This is a genomic window from Alphaproteobacteria bacterium, assembly GCA_017302575.1.
Lineage (GTDB): Bacteria > Pseudomonadota > Alphaproteobacteria > Rickettsiales > UBA3002 > JAFLDD01.
On the sequence record JAFLDD010000001.1, the window covers coordinates 122603 to 140996 of the forward strand.

Sequence of the window (18394 nt, forward strand, 5' to 3'; positions counted from 1 at the left end):
TACCATGAAACCACTTCACGCACTGCTTATCAGCACCATTTTAACCACTGGCACAGCTGCTTTTGCTGTTGGCGATCATGCTGGCGGTCACAGCCAAGCCCAGCCTACCGCCACCTCGCATGATGCGATGGGGCATGGCGGCGGCGCACACGATGAAATGGCTGCCAAGAACACTGTAAAACTTGCTTTGGAAACAGCAGCCCCATTTCAAGCGGGTAAGGCTACTCAAGTGGTTGTGAAGCTCAATGCTGCGGCAGATGGCAAGCCTATCTCTTTTGATGACCTTAAAGAGGCGCATACCAAGAAACTACATTTGCTGATCGTTGACCCATCACTCACCGATTATCACCATATCCACCCTGTCGCCGGTAAAAATGCGGGTGAATTCGTGTTTGATTTCACGCCGAAGAAAAATGACAGCTACCGCGTATGGGCGGATGTGATTCCAGTTGCCACCGGCAAGCAGGAGTATGTGATGGCGGATATGGGGAGCGCAGCAAAGGAAAAAGCCACCATCAGTAAAACCACCGTTATGACCAGTGCGGTGGACGGATACACCTTCACCCTTGCATTGGATGGCGAACCTAAAGCGGGTAGCGCAGTGATGGGCAATATCACCATTACCAAAGATGGAAAGCCCTTCAATCAATTAGAGCCAGTGATGGGTGCGTTCGCGCATGTGGTGGGATTCACGGAAGATTATAATTCCGTCCTGCATATCCATCCGATGGGTAAAGAACCCACGAGCGACACCGAGCGCGGCGGACCCAAGCTGGAATTCCACATCGAACCAGAAAAAGCGGGTTTTGTGAAGTTATTCGCGCAGGTGAGAATCAGCGGAAAGGATGTATTCGCGCCATTTGGCGTGATGGTCAAATAACCTCTTGACCTTGGAGTATGCTCCAAGGTGTAGGATCGGTAGTATGAAAGGTAAAGAAACAAAATTACTGACGGTTGGACGATTAGCGGAGCGTACAGGAGTTAGCCCCGATACGCTCCGCTATTACGAAAAAATGGGGTTGATTAAAGCAGCCAGCCGTTCTCAGTCTGGCTACCGGATTTATGGAGAAGATGCCGAGCGCATCCTACAATTCATCAAGGGTGCAAAAACCCTCAACTTCACACTAGAAGAAATACGCCAACTGCTCACGTTGAATCGTTCTGACAAGGCAACTTGCGCGGAAGTGCTGAAACACACTACTGGCAAAATCATCGAAGCCGAGCAGAAGATTCGTGAGCTTAAAGAAGTTAAAAGAATACTGAGTGCCTTGGTCGAGCAATGCCCAGCTGATGACACCTCAGTAAGTTCTTGCCCCATTTTGGGGCATATCAACCGATAAACCAATCTATAGGAGGCTACCATGTTTAAGAGATTATTACCTGTCATCATGCTTGTTTTTGTTACCGCCTGCGCCAACACGCAAGGGGGTTCAATGTCTGGTATGGATATGAAGATGCCGTGTTGTGAAAAATGTGAGTGCTGCAAAGACGGAAAATGCGGTGAATGCTGCAAATCTGGTGAATGCAAATGCTGTAAGGACGGCATGTGTAAAATGTGCATGGGTAAAATGGAAGGCATGTCTTCCATGAAAGAGGGTGAACAATGCCAGATGTGCGCGAAAATGAAGCAGGGAAAATCTCCAAGCCCAGCCGTTAAGCAGTCAACACCCGCGACAGACCACACTGCACACCATTAAAATTGAAGGATAAAACGTATGGAAAAATTACGTCCCACATGCCCTTGGTGGAAAAGCCCGAAGGGTATTGCAATACTGATCGCGCTTGCTGCACTTGGTGTGTACTTGATTGTATGGCATCAGCAGCACTTGCTTGGAGCATTGCCATTTCTGTTTATTCTGCTTTGCCCGCTCATGCATTTTTTCATGCACGGTGGTCATAACCATAATGACCATTCTAAGGGAGGTGAGCAGACTAAGGATGATAAGAACGAACATAAAGGCGGTTGTCATTGATGAATCACCCACAGGAATCCCATCACGGTGGGCATTGCTCACACCATAAGCATCAACCTACCGAAGCAGCTGCAACTGCCGCATCTGAGAAAGCGGGCGTAATTTACACTTGCCCGATGCACCCTCAGGTGCGGCAAAAGCAGCCGGGCAACTGCCCGATCTGCGGTATGGCACTTGAACCTGAAACCGTGTCACTGGATGAAGGCCTAGACCCGGAACTGGTAGATATGACACGCCGATTTTGGGTGGCGGCGGTGTTGTCATTCCCGCTGGCATTGGTTGTAATGGGCGCGCACCTGATTCCCGGTTTATCTCATGAGTTTTTGGATTCCCAACTAGCGAAGTGGATTCAGATGCTCATGGCAACACCTGTGGTGCTATGGGCTGGCTGGCCGTTCTTTGAGCGTGCAGCGGAATCGGTAAGACATAAAAGCCTGAATATGTTTACGCTGATCGCGCTAGGGGTGGGCGTAGCGTATATTTATAGCGTGCTTATCACAGTATTTCCCGAAGCCGCAATGCGCTTCGCGGGCGGACAAATGCTTGATATCTATTTTGAAGCCGCATCGGTGATTACTGCACTGGTTTTGTTGGGCCAAGTGCTAGAACTCAAAGCCCGCAATCAAGCCCGCAATGCCATGCGTGCGTTACTTGACCTCGCGCCGAAAATGGCACGGATTATTCGCGCCGATGGGAAAGAAGAAGATGTGCATTTAAGCCAAGTGCATAAAGGAGATTTACTGCGCGTGCGTCCCGGTGAGAAAGTGCCGGTGGACGGTATGGTGGTGGAAGGCCACAGCAGCATCGATCAATCGATGGTCACGGGTGAATCCGTGCCGGTGGAAAAGAATACCGGTGACAAGGTGATAGGCGCGACGCTTAACGGAACAGGTGGTTTCACCATGCGTGCCGAGCGGGTTGGTAATGAAACCATGCTGGCGCAAATCGTAGATATGGTTGCTAAAGCCCAACGCAGTCGTGCGCCGATTCAGCGCATGGCTGATACTGTATCAGGCTATTTTGTGCCGGTAGTTATGTTGATTGCCATTGTAACGGCGATGATTTGGGGAGTATGGGGGCCGGAGCCGAAACTGGCTTACGCCATCGTTAATGCGGTAGCCGTGCTGATTATTGCTTGTCCGTGCGCCTTGGGATTGGCAACGCCCATGTCGATTATCGCGGGTACAGGCCGAGGCGCACATGCAGGTGTGTTGATTAAAAACGCCGAAGCCTTAGAGATCATGGAGAAAGTCGATACGCTGATTATCGACAAAACCGGCACACTGACCGAAGGCAAACCAAAGCTCATGGAAGTGGTGACGGTTTCCGGTTTCGATCAAAACGAAACGCTGCGGCTGGTTGCCAGTTTAGAAAGAGGCAGCGAACATCCGCTGGCTTCTGCTATTGTGAAGGGCGCGGAAGATCGCGGGATCGTGCTTGCCTCCGTGCAGGATTTTGCTTCTATCACCGGCAAAGGCGTTAAAGGCACGATTGATGGCCATAGCCTGGTGCTTGGCAATAAAACACTTCTGTCGTCGCTGGGGATTGATTCTGCACCCCTTAGTGCCAATGCCGAGCAACTACGCGCCAAAGGCCAAACCGCTATGTTCGCCGCCATTGATGGCAACGCGGCTGCCGTTATCAGCGTAGCCGATCCAATCAAGCCCACCACACCGGAAGCGTTGAAGCAGCTGAAAGCTGAAGGCTTGCGTATTGTTATGCTAACTGGCGACAGTAAGGCAACGGCTGAGGCAATCGCCAAACAGCTTGGCATTGATGAACTGGAAGCGGAAGTGCTGCCGGAACGCAAGAGCGAGGTAGTGCGACAGTTGCAGCAGCAAGGCCGCAAAGTGGCAATGGCAGGTGATGGGGTGAATGACGCGCCAGCACTGGCGCAGGCGCAAGTGGGCATTGCAATGGGAACCGGCACGGATGTTGCAATGGAAAGCGCAGGTGTGACGCTCGTAAAAGGTGACTTGATCGGCATTGTCCGCGCCCGCCGCTTAAGCCATGCGACCATGCGAAATATCCGCCAAAACCTGTTTTTCGCCTTTATCTATAATGCGCTAGGTGTTCCGGTGGCAGCGGGCATTCTCTATCCGTTCTTTGGCTTACTCCTAAGCCCTGTCATTGCAAGTGCTGCAATGGCCTTAAGCTCGGTATCGGTGATCGTGAATAGCCTACGACTTCGGAATATACAGCTTTAGAGCCGCTTCAGAATACCTTCCATCTGATCGATTTCGCGTTGTTGTGATTCGATGATGCCTTTGCATAGCGTTACAATTTCCGCATCCTTAATGTCAGCTTCTCGGCACATCAGGATTGCGCCGGAATGATGCGGAATCATCGCCCTTAGAAATTGCTTATCGCCCACCGCCGCTTGCGTGCGAATAGCACCGTACGAGGCCAGAGTGAGGAAAGCAAAACCGATGCAAAGAGCGACATTCAGTTTTTGATTCGGGTACATATGTCGCATCGAAATAAGCATGAATAACGTCACCGGCGCGGCCATCAGCACCGCCATATAAAACATGTTAGTGTTATTGTAGAAATACGAGCCGCGATTAATCATCGCAAACATCGCCACATACATGATGGCAATATGCACGAGCGTCATCACCGCCAAATGCTTATAAGGCGATTTCATGGAATGGTGTTGATGCTCATGGGAATGCTTCATTTCATCCCCTTAAGCATCTCCTGCATGTCGGAAATTTCGCTTTTTTGCTTATCGTGGATTTCCTGCGCTTTGGCTTTTACATCATCACGTTTTGCCTTTGCCATCGCGTCATCTGACATTTTCACTGCACCTCCGTGGTGCTTAATCATGGTTTGCAGGAAATGTTTATTAAAGTCGCTGCCGGATGCTTTTTCCAGCTTCGCTATATCCTGTTCCATTTTAGCTTTCGGCATCATGCCTGGAAGTTTCATATTAACGGCTTCGGAGGCATCCGAATTACGCATGGACTTTAGCTCGTCAATTTCCTTGGTTTGATCATCGATGCCTTTTTGGCCCATTTGTTTAATATCAGCGCTTTGTGCCTTATCTACCGCAAGCTCCATCATCTTAATGCCGTCGCGGTGATGCTCGCTCATCGTATCGAGAAATTGCACATCGTAAGGTGCTTTAGCGGCCTGAGTGGTTTTGGAAGCCCTGCTCGTGTCATTTGCGGCATAGACAGCGGGGGAAAGTGCGAGGGTTAAAGCCAGCGCGGATACGGTGAAAAGTTGTTTCATATTAACCCGCCTTCTTGTTTTTGGTTTTTGACATTTCACGGCAGCTTTCCGCACAGCGGCGGCAAATTTCTGCACAGCGCTTCATTTCCTCGCCACCGATGCGTTCACAAGATTCGGCGCATGCGTCACATACGTCGGCACATGCTTCGCAGGTTGAAGCGTGCAGTTGAGAGTCACGGGTCATGAAATCGGCAGCGGTTTGGCAAGCCTGAATACAATCGGCCATCAGCTTCACATGCTCTTTCTCAACATGCTTGCCGCCCATCTCTAGGCAATGGCTAAACAGCATTTCCTGGCATTCACTACGAAATTCCCAGCAAAGCTGGATACATTCGCGCATTCGTTCATTGATATGATGCATAAAATTCCTCCTGTATTAAGTGGCCAACCATACTGAAGATAAATAATAATGCCGTGCGGATTTACAAAATATTTGTAAAAAGTTGATAAACGGTGGCAGGCTACTTAACCCTCCGCGCATCTTCTTGTCGGTGCGATTATGTTCTGCACTCGGTGGTATTTGGCTTTTTACTTTTCTACTTATATGTCCATAAGTCTTGACATAATTAATATGTCCATTATTTTGGACATATGAACCTAGACACCGCACTCATCGCGTTTTCTGCAATTTCTCAAGAGACCCGTTTGCGGGTGCTTAAACTTTTGATCGAATACGGGCGTGATGGTGCGCCAGCTGGTGCGCTCAGTGACCAGCTGGAAATTCCACACAATTCGCTTTCGTTTCATCTGGCGCAGTTGAACTACGCAGGGCTGGTGACTTCCCGCAAGCAGGGGCGCTCGGTCATTTACGCGGCCAATAACGATACCATTCAGGAAATGATCGCGTATCTGAATGAAAACTGCTGCATCCGCGAAAGCACTGAGTGCGCCACCGATTGCAACCCGAAACCAAAAGAGAGAGGCAGAAAATGAAACGTCTTCATATCCATGTCGCTGTTGACGACTTGGAAAAATCCATCGGCTTTTATTGCACCCTGTTTGGCGCGAAGCCCATCAAGCAGAAAACTGATTATGCCAAATGGCTGCTCGATGACCCGCGTGTCAATTTTGCTATTTCATCACGTGGCGCAAAATCAGGCCTCGATCATTTGGGTATTCAGGTTGATACGCCCGAAGAACTGGAAGACTTGCGCGAAAATATGAAGCGCGCCGATCTCGGTGTGTTCGATGAAGGCGAAACCACCTGCTGCTACGCCAAATCCGATAAATCATGGCTTAAAGACCCCAGCGGCATCGCATGGGAAGCCTACCATACGATGAGCGATGTAGAATTCTTCAACGAAGCGCCCGCGAAAGAAGGCACAACATGTTGTGCGCCGAAGGTTGAAGCTAAGCCAATAGCCGCTTCCTGCGCTCCTAAATCGGGTTGCTGTTGATGCTAAAAATTCTCGTTCTCTGTACTGGCAACAGCTGCCGTAGCGTTATGGCCGAAGGGCTTCTGAATCATTATAGCCAAGATAAAGTCCTAGCCTTCAGCGCAGGGAGCTTTCCTACAGGCACAGTACACCCGATGAGCCTTGCTACGATCAAGCGCAACGGCATCAATGACCAAGGCTATCGCAGCAAGTCGTGGGATGAGTTTATAGACCAGCCCATCGACATCCTGATTACTGTTTGTGACAACGCCGCTGGCGAAGTCTGCCCGATATTCCCTAGCAAGCCCATCAAAACGCATTGGGGCACACCAGACCCCACACACTTCAAAGGCACACAGGCTGAGATTGAAGCAGAATTTGATCGCGTATTCACTATACTGGAAAAGCGCGTGAAGGCCTTTCTGCGCTTGCCCTTCGACAAAATGACTCAGGAAGAACTCCTGCAAAAACTGAATGAAATAGGCGCGTTATGAACAAATCACTCCGTAGAGCTATAATTTTTGTCGCCCTTGCCAACCTCGCATATTTCTTTGTTGAATTCGCAGTGGCATTGCACATTGGCTCAGTATCGCTATTTGCTGACAGCGTTGATTTTCTGGAAGATGCGTCTGTTAATTTTCTTATCCTGCTTGCGCTAGGCTGGTCACTCAAAGCGAGGGCGCGGCTGGGTATGGTACTAGCCTGTATGTTGATGTGGCCTGCACTCGCCACACTTTGGATGGTATGGCAGAAATTTACTACGCTTGCCCCGCCAGAGCCGACGCTGCTTTCCATCACAGGCACAGGGGCATTGCTGGTCAACCTCACTTGCGCCTATATGCTGGCTAAGCTCCGCCATGAAAGCGGAAGCCTTACCAAAGCCGCCTTTTATTCAGCACGCAATGATGCCTACGCCAATATTGGTATTATCGCCGCTGGACTCATTACAATATTCTGGCATTCGGCATGGCCAGATTTAGCTGTAGGTCTTGTCATTGCCGTAATGAATGCCGATGCGGCTAAAGAAGTTTGGGAAGCTGCACGCAAAGAGCATGTGGAGGCGCATTCATGACCAATTCTCCCCTTGGCTTCTTTGAACGCTACCTTTCCATATGGGTGGCACTCTGTATTGCCGCTGGTGTTGGGCTTGGCCATTTAATCCCTTCAGTGTTTCAAGCCGTAGCGCACATAGAATATGCTAGCGTTAATCTAGTGGTGGCGGTTCTGATTTGGGTAATGATTTATCCGATGATGGTGAATGTGGATTTCTCTACCATCGGTGAGGTGCGCAAAAGCCCGAAAGGGCTACTGATTACCTTCTTCATCAACTGGTTTGTCAAACCCTTCAGTATGGCAGCACTCGGTGTGTTGTTCCTCCAATATGTCTTTGCGCCATTCATCCCGGCGGAAGATGCCAAGCAATATATCGCAGGACTCATCCTGCTCGGCACGGCTCCATGCACTGCAATGGTGTTTGTGTGGAGTCGCCTAGTAAACGGAAACGCCAACTACACGCTGGTGCAGGTGTCGCTGAATGACCTTGTGATGATATTCGCCTATGCGCCCGTTGCCGCGTTATTGCTGGGCATTTCTGACATTGCTGTGCCGTGGGAAACGTTGCTGCTTTCCGTGGCGCTTTATGTCATCATCCCGATTGTGGCAGGATACATCACCCGCAGACGCCTGCTTGCAGAAGATGAAGCGCATCTTACCTCCTTCCTCGATCACCTGAAGCCCTATTCCGTCATCGGGCTGCTTGCCACCGTCGTATTGCTGTTTGGTTTTCAAGCCGAAACGCTGCTGCAAAAGCCACTGGTCATCGGCATGATCGCCGTGCCTATCCTCCTGCAAAGCGTGCTAATGTTCGCGCTGACTTATATATGGATGTGCAAAAGCCGTATCCCGCATAATGTAGCCGCACCCGCCGCGCTCATCGGCGGCTCCAACTTTTTTGAGCTGGCCGTGGCGGTAGCCATCAGCCTGTTCGGTCTGCACTCCGGCGCGGCACGAGCCACTGTGGTTGGTGTATTGGTGGAAGTGCCTGCAATGCTCTGGCTCGTAGCCATCGCCAACCGCACTCAACATCGTTTTAATGCTTAAATAGCGTGTCGCTGACATCGGGGTTTGGGATGAAGTCCAGAAGAGCCGTACTTATATTCCCTGATAACACGGAGAAAATTCCCTGTTATTAAATGTCGAAAAATGACTCATTTTCTAGGTTCACGGCCGCTTTCATGCGCTTACTATTGGTTTGGACTGGCCTTAAGCTGCCAAATTCCCTGTATTTTCCCTAGGTATCAGGGAATTTGACACGGAGACTGGTTCGCTACAGACTGCCACCACCACCAATCTCCAAAGTTAGATTCCCCTCTCTCCAGCCGCATTCTGCGGGCTTCAGTGGGTTCTCTCGACCGATAGACGCTTATGATGTTTCAACGATGATTGAAACATGCATCAGGATTACTTGGCGCCGATGCCTTTTTGAGTGCCCAAGCCCTTAGCTTTTGCGGCATCCAAGCCTTTATTTTGCTGTGGTGTGAAACCAACGGCTTTGCCTTTATGCATCACTTCTTCGCCAGGCTTCATTTTTTGCATAATCTTACCATCGGGACCGCCGCCGCCAGAAGACGAGTCATCGCCACCTGAAGAGGAACCGCCGCCACCCGTTTCGGTGTCAAAGCCGCCACCTGAAGAACTGCCACTAGAAGAAGAACCGCCATAATCACCGCCGGAGGAAGAAGAGGAAGAGCCGCCACCGCTGGTTTCGGTATCAAAGCCCCCACCCGAAGAGCTGCCGCTTGAAGACGAGCCGCCATAATTTCCACCCGAAGAACTGCTACTGCCCGTATCGCCGTGTGGATTACCGCCGCCGACACCGCCGACGCCTGCGCTCACCGCATCACCCTTTTTCATGCCGCCCTGTATCTTGATGTTCTTATCCAGGCCACTGCCTACGTTGGTACCGCGCACTGCGTTTGCGCCGGACTTGTTAACGGCTGGGGCGTTGATTTGCGCAAAGGCCGTACTAGCCATAACTAGTGCGATGCAGGAAGATGTCAGCAGAAGCTTTTTCATGGGTTACCTCATTAGCGGTTTGTGATGGGAAAACTATAACTGCGCCGATAAAACTGTCAAAACAATTCCCTTATATATCCCTATCGCCCAAGAGTGGTTGCAAAAACCATTCTTTTCTCCTAATGCGTTCAGGAAGCCCGCTGAGAGGGCATTATCGTGGAGAAATGGTGCGAGCTTCGGTCGTTGCAGGTGTGTTTTTTTATGGTGCTGCAGCGTATGCTGCTGACGTTGCGTCATTGCCTAATAACGCCCCCCTCATGCCAGATGCACCCCTTGCCATCGACATCCACACACACGTTTCCGATGAGCGCCTAAATAATCTGTTCATTGAGTTGAACGGAGCGGATATCACTCCCGAAGTATCGCTTGATGGTAGGCGTGTTAGCTATCGCCCCGAAAGTCGCTTACCCATTGGCGATCACATCGTGCGTATTTTTGAACATGTTGGTGACGAACACTATAACGAAGTACAACGGTTTGTCGTGCGCGTGCGTGGCAACGGCGCTAAAGACGCACAAGTCTGGGGAACAGCGAGCGCGCAATATAATTACTTGCTGCATGACGATCTTGAACCAAAATATACGGGCATCACAGGCGTAGACCCACATAGCGGTTCGGGATACCTAGAAAGCAATGCCGTTGCTGGTGGCCAGAATTGGGATGCAAGCATGCGTCTCACCGGAAATTATGATACCAATGAGCAGTTGAACCTCGACAAAGAGCGTGGGCAGCTTGGCGAGTACTTACTCACCGGGCGTACGTTCACTGAGGATATGACGGCGACCTTGCGTTTGGGTAACCACAATACAGGTATCTCCAATCTACTCATCGATCAATTCAACCGGCGCGGCGGTTCGTTACAGATTGATGCGCTTAAGTCTCTCAAACTTACGGCATTCTCGCAAGACCCAGCTTATGCTATCGGCGACAATAATCTCACAGGCGTGCAAGATGGCAACCAACGCGTCAGCGGATTTCATGCACAGTATTATCCGCTGGGTGAAGAAACACATTTCTTTGTCGAATCTGCTTATACCTATGGTCAGGGTCGTGAATATGGCGGGTATGGTGATGCGCTGTTTGATGCCACCCAGAGCAAAGGCCGTGGCTGGATGGTAGGTAGTGAGTGGCAAGGCCTAAAAGACCAATTAAATCTACGCGGTGAATTCGCCAACACCGATTTTGATTATGATGGGGAAGCAAACGACCTTAGTGCTATTAACGACGATGCCGTGCGCGGACGCAGCATCATTGCGCTGATTGGCGACCTTGACCCGCGCACGTTTGATGCCATGGGCTGGTCGCTTACGCTTGATCGTCAAAAAGTTGGTAGTTTCTTCCACTCTATGGCCAATAGTAATTACGCTGCCGATCAAGATCGCTATGGCGTCACCAGCAATTTTTTCCATGAGAGTTTGTCCATCACGGGCGACCTCTCAACATCCGACAATAACGTCAACAGTATCAGCACCATTCCCACAGATCGCTCCAATAGCGCATCCGTCCAGCTAAGCGTATCACCAGAGTATTTCGGTAGCGCATGGGAAAAGAACGATTGGTTCACCTACAGTAGCTTCAATGCGGGTGCCTATAGTACACAACAAGACCGCAAGCAGACACCCGCAACATTTAATGGTCTGGATATGCAGCAGCATATTTCTGGTGGCAATGCGGGTTGGAGCACGGCGTTTGGTGAAGAACTGACGCTGAACCTATCGCACAGCTACAGCAAATTCACCGACGATGTGACTACAGATAACGACCAAGATTCAGGGCTTTCCGAGTTAGCCATTACCTACACGCCGAATGAACGTTTCAGCATGACGCCTTCCTTGCAACATGAGCGCCAGCATTTCAAAACGTTGGGCGACCGCAGCAATTATTTTGCGGCGGTGGATATGAACTATATACTCATTCCAGATACATTGACGAACCATAGTTATGGCTCGGTGCAGCTAAACGATTCAGGTGATGAAGACAGACAATATAATGCCTCGACGGAGCTTTATTGGAACATTCGACAGGCAGATAAAAACCATATCGGCTATGGTATAAGCTGGAGCGCTAATTATCAGCGCGTCGAAGAGAGCGCGAATACCTTCCGCTTTGATGCAGGCGAGCAATTCACGACGTACGTTTCCTTTAAAATCAACGCCCCTTACGGATGGTAGCTATGCGCATTCTTATAGTTGTGATTGCCTGCATGATGAGCCTCACCACAGCGCATGCCGATGTTTTGTCTGCTGATGCGGTACCCGAACGCAAAGAAGTACCTTTCACGCGTATGACTAACATAACCGTTGGCTGGCGGATAGATATTACACCCCCCGCAGGTGCAGTCACCATCACCTCAGCGCCAGGTGAGTTTCGTATCGGTGGTGTCACGGTTGCGACCACGCGCACGTTGTCGCGAACATTTGTCAATAATCCGGCTGGCGGAGTACTCCCGCTTATTATGGAAACGGTGGCTGTACCGCGTAGCGTCATTACCCGTGCACAGCAGCAAGATGCCGCGTTCAGCTACATGCGTGAATTCACGGACGATAACGTTGTCTTCCAACAAGGAGAGATTGACTTACATATTACTGGTAATGCTGCAGGTGCGGTAGCGCTTTCCAGCCAATCACTTACCTTTAGTGACGGCAGTTCCTATCAGTCGGTAGCACAAGGCGCGCCGTTGCGCGCGGTAGCGAATCTGTTTGTGAACGGTACAGGCATCCTGCGAGCCGTGTGGGAAATATCCGCCGATACTGGCACAAGCCAAAATACATTATGGCGTCCCTTACGTAATGTGACACGGCAAGTGGCAGGTACGCCTAATATTCAACTGACCAGCCCTGACTTGCCGACAGATATTCTCGGACGCATCCGCATACGATTGCGCATGGTAGACCCAGCTTCTGATATCAATACCACGATTCCATTCATCGATTACTTCGTGGTTGAATCTGTTGAGCGCACGACGCCTACTACCTTTAAACCCAAAGTCCGCGCTAAAGAGGGCGGCGGTATCCGTCATAATCACGAGTAGATTTACCGACCCAAAGCTTGCTGAGTGCAGCCACTTCTTGGTATCTGCACGGCTATTTTTGTAGTAATTCTGCTAGTTCTCCCTTAATTGTGTGGGCATCAGTGCCAATACTGAGCGTACTGTTGCGACTAGTCATATCACACCACCAAATTCCCTTTATAGGTTTGTTATTTGAAACATTTTGAAACATTCCATTTTGTTTCTTAATAGTTTTTTAACAAAATTTATGGTACATTTTATCTAATTTGGATGGCTTGGTGGGGGTTCTGCTCTGGCAAGCTTCTTGCATAGACCACGTAGACTAGACTACTTCAAAAACAACCTTACAAAAGGACACATCTATGACCAACACCATCTTCGGTACCGATAACAACGATAACCAGCGCGGCACAAAAGTGAATGACATTATTTTTGGTGGCGCGGGGAATGATACGATGCACGGTAATGATGGTGATGATGTGCTCGATGCTGCGGACGGGGATGATAGTGTTCGCGGTGGTAATGGAAATGACACGATTTATGCAGCCGCAGGACATGATGTGATTCATGGTGGTCATGGCAATGATTTAATTTTTGGTGGCGCGGGCAACGACACGATTCATGGCGGAAGCGGCGATGATGTAATTGATGGCGGCGAGGGCAATGACCGCATTCACGCAGGCGACGGTAATGACACGGTTTATGCAGCCGATGGTGATGATTGGGTGAGTGCTGGAAATGGTGATGACCTGATTTACACCGAGCTGGGCAACGACACGCTGCATGGTGGTGCGGGCAATGACACGCTCGATGCGGGTGAAGGAAATGACAGCCTGAATGGCGGTGACGGTAATGATCTAATTTTATCCGACGAGGGTGATGATTGGGCGCATGGCGGTAAGGGCGATGACCTTATGTATGGTGGCATCGGTAACGATACGCTGCATGGCGGCCAAGGCAATGATGTCATTGATGGTGGCGCGGGTAACGACAGTATTCATGGCGGTGAGGGGGCCGACACGATCTACGCAGCTGAAGGCGATGATATTGTTCATGGCGGCAATGATGATGACCTCGTTTATGGCGGCGCGGGCAATGATACGATTCATGCCTATCGCGGCAATGACGTGATTGACGGCGGTGATGGCAACGACAGCGTGCGTGCTGGCGAAGGGAATGATACTGTCTATGCGGGCGGTGACAATGATACCGTCTGGGGTGCCCAAGGTAATGACGTGCTCGATGGCGGTTTCGGTAACGACAGCCTGATGGGCGAAGATGGCAATGACAGTATCTTCGGCGGTGAGGGTAATGACTGGATTGTCGGCGGTAAAGGAAATGACGCGCTGGCAGGTGGTGAGGGGGCGGATACGTTCTACTTCTCTGGCAAGAGCTTTGGTGCGGATACTATCACCGATTTCAGTGGTAGCTGGGGGCAGGGTGATGTGATTCACCTTAGCGGTGCTGGTTTCTCAAGCTTCACCTCGGCATTTGCATCACGCATCAGTTATGACACGCTCAATTCTACAGCTTTGATTACGATTGCTACGGGCCATACCATCACACTAGCGGGCGTGACACAGACGCTCACGAGTAGTGATTTCAATTTCGGCTAGTTCTTGGCTGTGAGTAGGCTGTAATCGGGCTGATTTGGTATTTAATCAGCGTATTTTATGGTTTATGTAAACCAAATATAAACCAATCTATGTTATCCTGTTTTGCAGATAGGTTGAGTATTATGGCTGATATGTCGCATTTTATTGTGCCTGCATGGTATAGCGAAGCAAAGAGCTTGGGTGAAAACGAGACTCAGCTTAAGGCGCGCATCCGAACATTCTGTGAAGAGGCGGATAAGCGCCGTGTCAATAAGGTGCATGCGCCAACGGTGATTAGCGATAGTGTCATCGATTTAACATTCCAGATGTATGAACAAGCGCTGACTATGGGCACGGAAGTATGAGCGAAACGCCCTCTAAAATACTTCAAGAACATTTTAAGCCTATTCAATGTTCGAGTTTGCTAGAGCATTGGAGGAAGCGTGCGGCAGGCCTTATGGACCGTGATGGTACGGATCCTGATTTTGAGAATGGTGGGCATGATGTTAAGGGTGACCCACTATTACAGCAAGCGATACGAGAAATACGCGATGGTTATTTTGTGCTATATAAGCACAAAGCAGAACTCGTCAAAGAACAAGCAAAACTCGCCAAACAAAAGAAACTGAACCCTAATAATGCTGAGTTGGACATTTCACTGGCTGACTTAGATGTTTCACTGGGTGATGCAGATTACGACCTCATACTTTGGAATAACAAGTGCTATGAGAGATTAATATCCCCAAATTATGGTTGTGATATAGGCCAGCAGGTTGACCCAAAAGATGGGCTGGCCAAAAAAGATGCTTTCAGAATTGTAGGAACGATTATCGGCCGCTCATTAGATGCATTTGAGAATGCGTGCGGGAGAGAAGGATGGCGCCGTGTACAGGTGCCGCATCTTCCTGTCAATAAGACTCCTCAAGCCATTCAAAAAACGCGTAGTGAAGAAGCACCGGATTGGGTAGAGCGCCTAGGTGACCACACGCGTGAGTCTGGTGGACCTGTTGTCTGATTCTTCCCCTTGCCCTTGCTCTATAAAGACACTACATAGTCTTGGCCTAATAACTGACTAGGTCATTGAGTTCGGGGGTTGCGCGTGGATAGCTTTACGGAATGGTTGCACCATATCGCGGATTTGCTGGTGCAATTTGTGCATCATCTAGGATATTTTGGCATTTTTATCATGACTTTTGTCGAATCGACCTTTGTGCCGATTCCTGCCGAAGTCACCATGATACCCGCAGGCTACCTAGTGCAACAGGGTGAGATGAATTTTTGGATCGTTCTCGCATCGAGCATTATTGGAACAGTGGGTGGCGCATACTTCAATTACTGGCTCGCTAAGCGTTATGGACGTGATTTGTTCATTCGCTACGGCAAATACTTGATGATGACGCCAGAAAAGCTGGAGAAGCTTGAGCGTTTCTTTGCTAAGCATGGCGTGATTTCAACATTCACTGGTCGTTTGCTGCCTGGTATTCGCCACTATATTTCGTTCCCTGCGGGTCTGGCCAAAATGGATGTAAAAAAATTCGTGGCATACACCGCGCTTGGTGGTGCAATCTGGATGACGGTGTTGCTGCTGTTGGGCTATTATATTGGCGAGAATAAAGAGCTCATGACGCATTACCTGCCGCGTATCAAAATCATCATGATTTCTATCTTGGTACTTGGTGCAGCCATTTATATTTGGCGTCACAATAAATCAGAACAATCTAACTAAGCACTGCCGATGCTATGTGGTACGTAGCTAGTGCTGCGACATAGGCAAGCGCTGTAAGGTAGAAGAAGCTAATCCACATGGTTTTACGGCTGGTCTCGCGCTTGATAACGGCAAGCGTGGCAATGCATTGTGGTGCAAAGATATACCATGCCAAAAATGACAGAGCCGTAGGCAACGACCATGCATTACGCAACGTCTCGGCCAGTGAAGATTCAAGATTTGCATCGCTAATCGCATAGACGGCACCCAGCACAGCAACCGCTACTTCACGTGCAGCCATGCCTGGAATCAGCGCGATGACCATTTGCCAGTTAAAGCCAATCGGCGCGAAGAGTGGTGCTAGGAACTGGCCAATGATACCCGCATAGGATTTTTCGATAGGCTGCTCTGGGAAGGTGGAGAGAATCCAGATGATGACCATGATGATGAAAATGGTTGTACCCGCGCGGCGCAAGAAGATCTTAGTACGCTCTAGTAAGCCGAAGACGATGTTGCGCCATGTGGGGATTTTATAGCTGGGTAGCTCCATCACGAAGCTATCCATCACGTTTTGGAACGTGAGGCGTTTTAGGATGTAGGCGACAATCAGGCCTGAGATGAGGCCTGCTGCGTATAAGCCGAACATGACAAGACCTTGTAGGTTGAACCAGCCCACAGCGCGGTCTGGAATGAATGCGGCGATGATGAGCGTGTAAACGGGAATGCGCGCTGAGCAGGTCATGAGAGGCGCGATGAGAATGGTCAGTAAGCGGTCGTGCTCTGCTTTAATGGTGCGGGTAGCCATGATGCCAGGGATGGCGCACGCGAAAGAGGAGAGCAGGGGAATGAAGGCGCGACCATGTAGACCTACGCCACCCATCATGCGGTCAAGCAGGAAGGCGGCGCGCGCCATGTAGCCTGAATCTTCGAGTATGAGGATGAAAAAGAACAACACTAGAATTTGCGGTAAGAAGATAACTACGCTGCCGATGCCGGCGATGATACCATCAGCCAATAAGCTTTTGAGGTAACCGTCAGGAAGCGTTGCGTTTACCCACTCTGCAACCCACATCACGCCTGCGTCGATTTGGTCCATTGGCCAAGCAGACCAGCTAAAGACCGCCTGGAAAACGAGGAACATGAGACCAACCAGAATGGCAAGGCCAGCAACGGGGTGAAGCAAGAGGCGGTCAATTGCAAAGCTGGTGACAGCCGGAAGCCCATAGGCAACGCCTGCTTGGTCGAGATGTACTAGGGTTTGACGGTGCAGGTCGCGCATTTCGTTATTGGTTGGAATGGTTGCGCAGACGGTTTCGGGTTTTTTGTGGCCGCTTGCGAGCGTTGTATCTATAGCTTCTAGTAAGCCTTCGATTTGCCCACGACGCACGGCAACCGTTGGTACAACGGTGATGCCAAGGGTCTTGGAAAGTGCTGCGCAATCAATCTTAAAGCCGCGACGCTCAGCAATATCCACCATGTTTACGGCAAGAATCATCGGGATGCCGAGCGATTTCAGTTCGAGCGCAAAACGCAAATGGAGTTTCAGATTGGTTGCGTCAGCAACGCAGATGATGAGGTCGGCAATGCCAACGGAAGGTAGGCGGCCTAAAATCACATCGCGTGCGACTACTTCGTCGGGGCTGTGCGCGCGAAGGGAATAGGTGCCTGGCAAATCGATGATGCGAACAGGGTTGCCGTTGGCTGTATGGGTCGTGCCCTCTTTATACTCTACGGTGACGCCTGGATAGTTGGCGACTTTTTGGCGGCTGCCAGTCAAGCGATTGAATAGCGCCGACTTACCCGCATTAGGGCAGCCTGCAAGAATGATAGTGGGGTAGGATTTTTCGATCATAAGATTTCAACTGTGACGGTTGCTGCTTCGCTGCGACGCATAGCCACAACATGACCTTCAACCAAAACAGCGATAGGGTCGCGCCCGAAGGGGCCTTCATGCAGCAATGTGACTTCAAGCCCCTCGCAAAGTCCCATCTCGATGATTTTTTGTTTCATCGATTCATCGCTGGCAATGGCGGTGATGCGGGCGCGGATAGACTTCTTAAGTTGTGTTAGTGGTATGGACATGCCCGTTCGCTACTGCAAATCATTCGCATGTGCAAGCCTAAACTGCTGCTAATTCTCCAGTTATTTGGTCAACTTCTATGACCCGTCCGTCGGGAAACCGTACGGCAGCAGAAGGGCATATTTCAGGGGTTTCTGGGGCAAAGGGTGCAGCTTCTAGCTGTGGGTCAAACCACGTAAAGCTATCGCCTTGAGCAGGTGGCGGAGGGCTTTCAGCCAGTTCGTGGATGGTATTGCTGGACTGGTCAATAATAGTAATTTTCATGCAATTTATCTTAAACGACAGCCACGAAAAAATCTGCATTGCGGTGCGAAAAGTGCCTAAAAAACCTCACGATTGTCAT

General features: G+C 50.1%; 23 protein-coding genes. 16 read left to right on the top strand and 7 right to left on the bottom strand.

Annotated elements, in window-relative coordinates; translation table 11 throughout:
• Positions 1 to 4: 4 nt before the first annotated feature.
• The 5 genes from J0M34_00600 to J0M34_00620 all read left to right on the top strand — a co-directional run bounded on the left by J0M34_00600 (position 5) and on the right by J0M34_00620 (position 4180).
• The gene (locus J0M34_00600; protein MBN8542746.1) at positions 5 to 880 is read left to right on the top strand and encodes a hypothetical protein; all 876 of its coding nucleotides are present in this window, start codon (positions 5 to 7) and stop codon (positions 878 to 880) included.
• A gap of 43 nt (positions 881 to 923) precedes the next feature.
• Positions 924 to 1340 (top strand): heavy metal-responsive transcriptional regulator, encoded by a 417-nt coding sequence (locus tag J0M34_00605; GenBank protein ID MBN8542747.1) that lies wholly within the window; start codon positions 924 to 926, stop codon positions 1338 to 1340.
• Positions 1341 to 1361: 21 nt separating this feature from the next.
• Positions 1362 to 1697 (top strand): hypothetical protein, encoded by a 336-nt coding sequence (locus J0M34_00610; protein MBN8542748.1) that lies wholly within the window; start codon positions 1362 to 1364, stop codon positions 1695 to 1697.
• 18 nt (positions 1698 to 1715) lie between these two features.
• Positions 1716 to 1973, top strand: coding sequence for a DUF2933 domain-containing protein (locus J0M34_00615; GenBank protein MBN8542749.1), 258 nt, complete (start codon positions 1716 to 1718; stop codon positions 1971 to 1973).
• A gap of 116 nt (positions 1974 to 2089) precedes the next feature.
• Entirely contained in the window at positions 2090 to 4180 is a 2091-nt protein-coding gene (locus J0M34_00620; GenBank protein MBN8542750.1) for a copper-translocating P-type ATPase, read from the top strand.
• On the opposite strand, the gene J0M34_00625 is transcribed toward J0M34_00620, so the two are convergent.
• Genes J0M34_00625 through J0M34_00635 form a run of 3 tightly spaced genes read right to left on the bottom strand, consistent with a single transcriptional unit; the run spans position 4177 to position 5571 of the window.
• Positions 4177 to 4620 (bottom strand): DUF305 domain-containing protein, encoded by a 444-nt coding sequence (locus tag J0M34_00625; GenBank protein MBN8542751.1) that lies wholly within the window; start codon positions 4618 to 4620, stop codon positions 4177 to 4179. The two genes, J0M34_00620 and J0M34_00625, sit on opposite strands and share 4 nt — an antisense overlap.
• A 29-nt stretch (positions 4621 to 4649) precedes the next feature.
• Positions 4650 to 5210 carry a DUF305 domain-containing protein gene (locus J0M34_00630; protein ID MBN8542752.1) on the bottom strand — a complete coding sequence of 187 codons (561 nt, stop codon included), beginning with the start codon at positions 5208 to 5210 and terminating at the stop codon, positions 4650 to 4652.
• Between the two features lies 1 nt (position 5211).
• Positions 5212 to 5571: a four-helix bundle copper-binding protein gene (locus J0M34_00635; GenBank protein MBN8542753.1), complete on the bottom strand. Its 360-nt coding sequence runs from the start codon at positions 5569 to 5571 to the stop codon at positions 5212 to 5214.
• A 230-nt stretch (positions 5572 to 5801) separates the two neighbouring features.
• Here J0M34_00635 and J0M34_00640 point away from each other — a divergent pair, with 230 nt between their 5' ends.
• Genes J0M34_00640 through arsB form a run of 5 tightly spaced genes read left to right on the top strand, consistent with a single transcriptional unit; the run spans position 5802 to position 8686 of the window.
• The gene (locus J0M34_00640; GenBank protein ID MBN8542754.1) at positions 5802 to 6143 is read left to right on the top strand and encodes a helix-turn-helix transcriptional regulator; all 342 of its coding nucleotides are present in this window, start codon (positions 5802 to 5804) and stop codon (positions 6141 to 6143) included.
• Positions 6140 to 6607, top strand: a complete 468-nt coding sequence (locus J0M34_00645) for a VOC family protein (GenBank protein ID MBN8542755.1) — start codon at positions 6140 to 6142, stop codon at positions 6605 to 6607. Before J0M34_00640 ends, J0M34_00645 begins: the two co-directional genes overlap by 4 nt.
• The gene (locus J0M34_00650) at positions 6607 to 7080 is read left to right on the top strand and encodes an arsenate reductase ArsC (protein MBN8542756.1); all 474 of its coding nucleotides are present in this window, start codon (positions 6607 to 6609) and stop codon (positions 7078 to 7080) included. The genes J0M34_00645 and J0M34_00650 overlap by 1 nt, the downstream gene beginning before the upstream one ends.
• Positions 7077 to 7658 carry a cation transporter gene (locus J0M34_00655; protein MBN8542757.1) on the top strand — a complete coding sequence of 194 codons (582 nt, stop codon included), beginning with the start codon at positions 7077 to 7079 and terminating at the stop codon, positions 7656 to 7658. The genes J0M34_00650 and J0M34_00655 overlap by 4 nt, the downstream gene beginning before the upstream one ends.
• Positions 7655 to 8686, top strand: coding sequence for an ACR3 family arsenite efflux transporter (gene arsB, locus J0M34_00660; GenBank protein ID MBN8542758.1), 1032 nt, complete (start codon positions 7655 to 7657; stop codon positions 8684 to 8686). The genes J0M34_00655 and arsB overlap by 4 nt, the downstream gene beginning before the upstream one ends.
• Positions 8687 to 9046: 360 nt before the next feature.
• Here arsB and J0M34_00665 read toward each other — a convergent pair whose 3' ends face one another.
• Positions 9047 to 9661 carry a hypothetical protein gene (locus J0M34_00665; GenBank protein MBN8542759.1) on the bottom strand — a complete coding sequence of 205 codons (615 nt, stop codon included), beginning with the start codon at positions 9659 to 9661 and terminating at the stop codon, positions 9047 to 9049.
• Positions 9662 to 9825: 164 nt separating this feature from the next.
• Between J0M34_00665 and J0M34_00670 the strand changes: the two genes are divergently transcribed.
• The 6 genes from J0M34_00670 (at position 9826) to J0M34_00695 (ending at position 15992) form a co-directional block, all read left to right on the top strand.
• Positions 9826 to 11832 carry a hypothetical protein gene (locus J0M34_00670; GenBank protein MBN8542760.1) on the top strand — a complete coding sequence of 669 codons (2007 nt, stop codon included), beginning with the start codon at positions 9826 to 9828 and terminating at the stop codon, positions 11830 to 11832.
• A gap of 2 nt (positions 11833 to 11834) precedes the next feature.
• Complete coding sequence (locus tag J0M34_00675; GenBank protein MBN8542761.1) at positions 11835 to 12692, top strand: hypothetical protein; 858 nt, start codon at positions 11835 to 11837, stop codon at positions 12690 to 12692.
• 434 nt (positions 12693 to 13126) lie between these two features.
• On the top strand, positions 13127 to 14287 hold the full coding sequence (locus J0M34_00680; protein MBN8542762.1) for a calcium-binding protein: 1161 nt from the start codon (positions 13127 to 13129) through the stop codon (positions 14285 to 14287).
• A 122-nt stretch (positions 14288 to 14409) separates the two neighbouring features.
• Positions 14410 to 14631, top strand: coding sequence for a hypothetical protein (locus J0M34_00685; GenBank protein MBN8542763.1), 222 nt, complete (start codon positions 14410 to 14412; stop codon positions 14629 to 14631).
• Complete coding sequence (locus tag J0M34_00690; GenBank protein MBN8542764.1) at positions 14628 to 15281, top strand: hypothetical protein; 654 nt, start codon at positions 14628 to 14630, stop codon at positions 15279 to 15281. The genes J0M34_00685 and J0M34_00690 overlap by 4 nt, the downstream gene beginning before the upstream one ends.
• A 105-nt stretch (positions 15282 to 15386) precedes the next feature.
• Positions 15387 to 15992, top strand: a complete 606-nt coding sequence (locus tag J0M34_00695) for a DedA family protein (protein MBN8542765.1) — start codon at positions 15387 to 15389, stop codon at positions 15990 to 15992.
• Here J0M34_00695 and feoB read toward each other — a convergent pair.
• Genes feoB through J0M34_00710 form a run of 3 tightly spaced genes read right to left on the bottom strand, consistent with a single transcriptional unit; the run spans position 15985 to position 18315 of the window.
• The gene (gene feoB / locus J0M34_00700) at positions 15985 to 17823 is read right to left on the bottom strand and encodes a ferrous iron transport protein B (GenBank protein ID MBN8542766.1); all 1839 of its coding nucleotides are present in this window, start codon (positions 17821 to 17823) and stop codon (positions 15985 to 15987) included. The genes J0M34_00695 and feoB overlap by 8 nt on opposite strands.
• Positions 17820 to 18053 (bottom strand): ferrous iron transport protein A, encoded by a 234-nt coding sequence (locus tag J0M34_00705; protein MBN8542767.1) that lies wholly within the window; start codon positions 18051 to 18053, stop codon positions 17820 to 17822. Before J0M34_00705 ends, feoB begins: the two co-directional genes overlap by 4 nt.
• Positions 18054 to 18090: 37 nt before the next feature.
• Positions 18091 to 18315 carry a hypothetical protein gene (locus tag J0M34_00710; GenBank protein ID MBN8542768.1) on the bottom strand — a complete coding sequence of 75 codons (225 nt, stop codon included), beginning with the start codon at positions 18313 to 18315 and terminating at the stop codon, positions 18091 to 18093.
• Positions 18316 to 18394: the final 79 nt, after the last annotated feature.

What these genes read in the sequence shown, in the direction of transcription:
- J0M34_00610 (MBN8542748.1), top strand. Translation starts at nt 1,362, where the DNA reads ATGTTTAAGAGATTATTACCTGTCATCATGCTTGTTTTTGTTACCGCC.
- arsB (MBN8542758.1), top strand. Translation starts at nt 7,655, where the DNA reads ATGACCAATTCTCCCCTTGGCTTCTTTGAACGCTACCTTTCCATATGG.
- J0M34_00605 (MBN8542747.1), top strand. Translation starts at nt 924, where the DNA reads ATGAAAGGTAAAGAAACAAAATTACTGACGGTTGGACGATTAGCGGAG.
- J0M34_00645 (MBN8542755.1), top strand. Translation starts at nt 6,140, where the DNA reads ATGAAACGTCTTCATATCCATGTCGCTGTTGACGACTTGGAAAAATCC.
- J0M34_00640 (MBN8542754.1), top strand. Translation starts at nt 5,802, where the DNA reads ATGAACCTAGACACCGCACTCATCGCGTTTTCTGCAATTTCTCAAGAG.
- J0M34_00615 (MBN8542749.1), top strand. Translation starts at nt 1,716, where the DNA reads ATGGAAAAATTACGTCCCACATGCCCTTGGTGGAAAAGCCCGAAGGGT.
- J0M34_00600 (MBN8542746.1), top strand. Translation starts at nt 5, where the DNA reads ATGAAACCACTTCACGCACTGCTTATCAGCACCATTTTAACCACTGGC.
- feoB (MBN8542766.1), bottom strand. Translation starts at nt 17,823, where the DNA reads ATGATCGAAAAATCCTACCCCACTATCATTCTTGCAGGCTGCCCTAAT.
- J0M34_00670 (MBN8542760.1), top strand. Translation starts at nt 9,826, where the DNA reads ATGGTGCGAGCTTCGGTCGTTGCAGGTGTGTTTTTTTATGGTGCTGCA.
- J0M34_00685 (MBN8542763.1), top strand. Translation starts at nt 14,410, where the DNA reads ATGGCTGATATGTCGCATTTTATTGTGCCTGCATGGTATAGCGAAGCA.
- J0M34_00650 (MBN8542756.1), top strand. Translation starts at nt 6,607, where the DNA reads ATGCTAAAAATTCTCGTTCTCTGTACTGGCAACAGCTGCCGTAGCGTT.
- J0M34_00620 (MBN8542750.1), top strand. Translation starts at nt 2,090, where the DNA reads ATGCACCCTCAGGTGCGGCAAAAGCAGCCGGGCAACTGCCCGATCTGC.
- J0M34_00655 (MBN8542757.1), top strand. Translation starts at nt 7,077, where the DNA reads ATGAACAAATCACTCCGTAGAGCTATAATTTTTGTCGCCCTTGCCAAC.
- J0M34_00635 (MBN8542753.1), bottom strand. Translation starts at nt 5,571, where the DNA reads ATGCATCATATCAATGAACGAATGCGCGAATGTATCCAGCTTTGCTGG.
- J0M34_00680 (MBN8542762.1), top strand. Translation starts at nt 13,127, where the DNA reads ATGCACGGTAATGATGGTGATGATGTGCTCGATGCTGCGGACGGGGAT.
- J0M34_00710 (MBN8542768.1), bottom strand. Translation starts at nt 18,315, where the DNA reads ATGAAAATTACTATTATTGACCAGTCCAGCAATACCATCCACGAACTG.
- J0M34_00705 (MBN8542767.1), bottom strand. Translation starts at nt 18,053, where the DNA reads ATGTCCATACCACTAACACAACTTAAGAAGTCTATCCGCGCCCGCATC.
- J0M34_00675 (MBN8542761.1), top strand. Translation starts at nt 11,835, where the DNA reads ATGCGCATTCTTATAGTTGTGATTGCCTGCATGATGAGCCTCACCACA.
- J0M34_00665 (MBN8542759.1), bottom strand. Translation starts at nt 9,661, where the DNA reads ATGAAAAAGCTTCTGCTGACATCTTCCTGCATCGCACTAGTTATGGCT.
- J0M34_00690 (MBN8542764.1), top strand. Translation starts at nt 14,628, where the DNA reads ATGAGCGAAACGCCCTCTAAAATACTTCAAGAACATTTTAAGCCTATT.
- J0M34_00625 (MBN8542751.1), bottom strand. Translation starts at nt 4,620, where the DNA reads ATGAAATCGCCTTATAAGCATTTGGCGGTGATGACGCTCGTGCATATT.
- J0M34_00630 (MBN8542752.1), bottom strand. Translation starts at nt 5,210, where the DNA reads ATGAAACAACTTTTCACCGTATCCGCGCTGGCTTTAACCCTCGCACTT.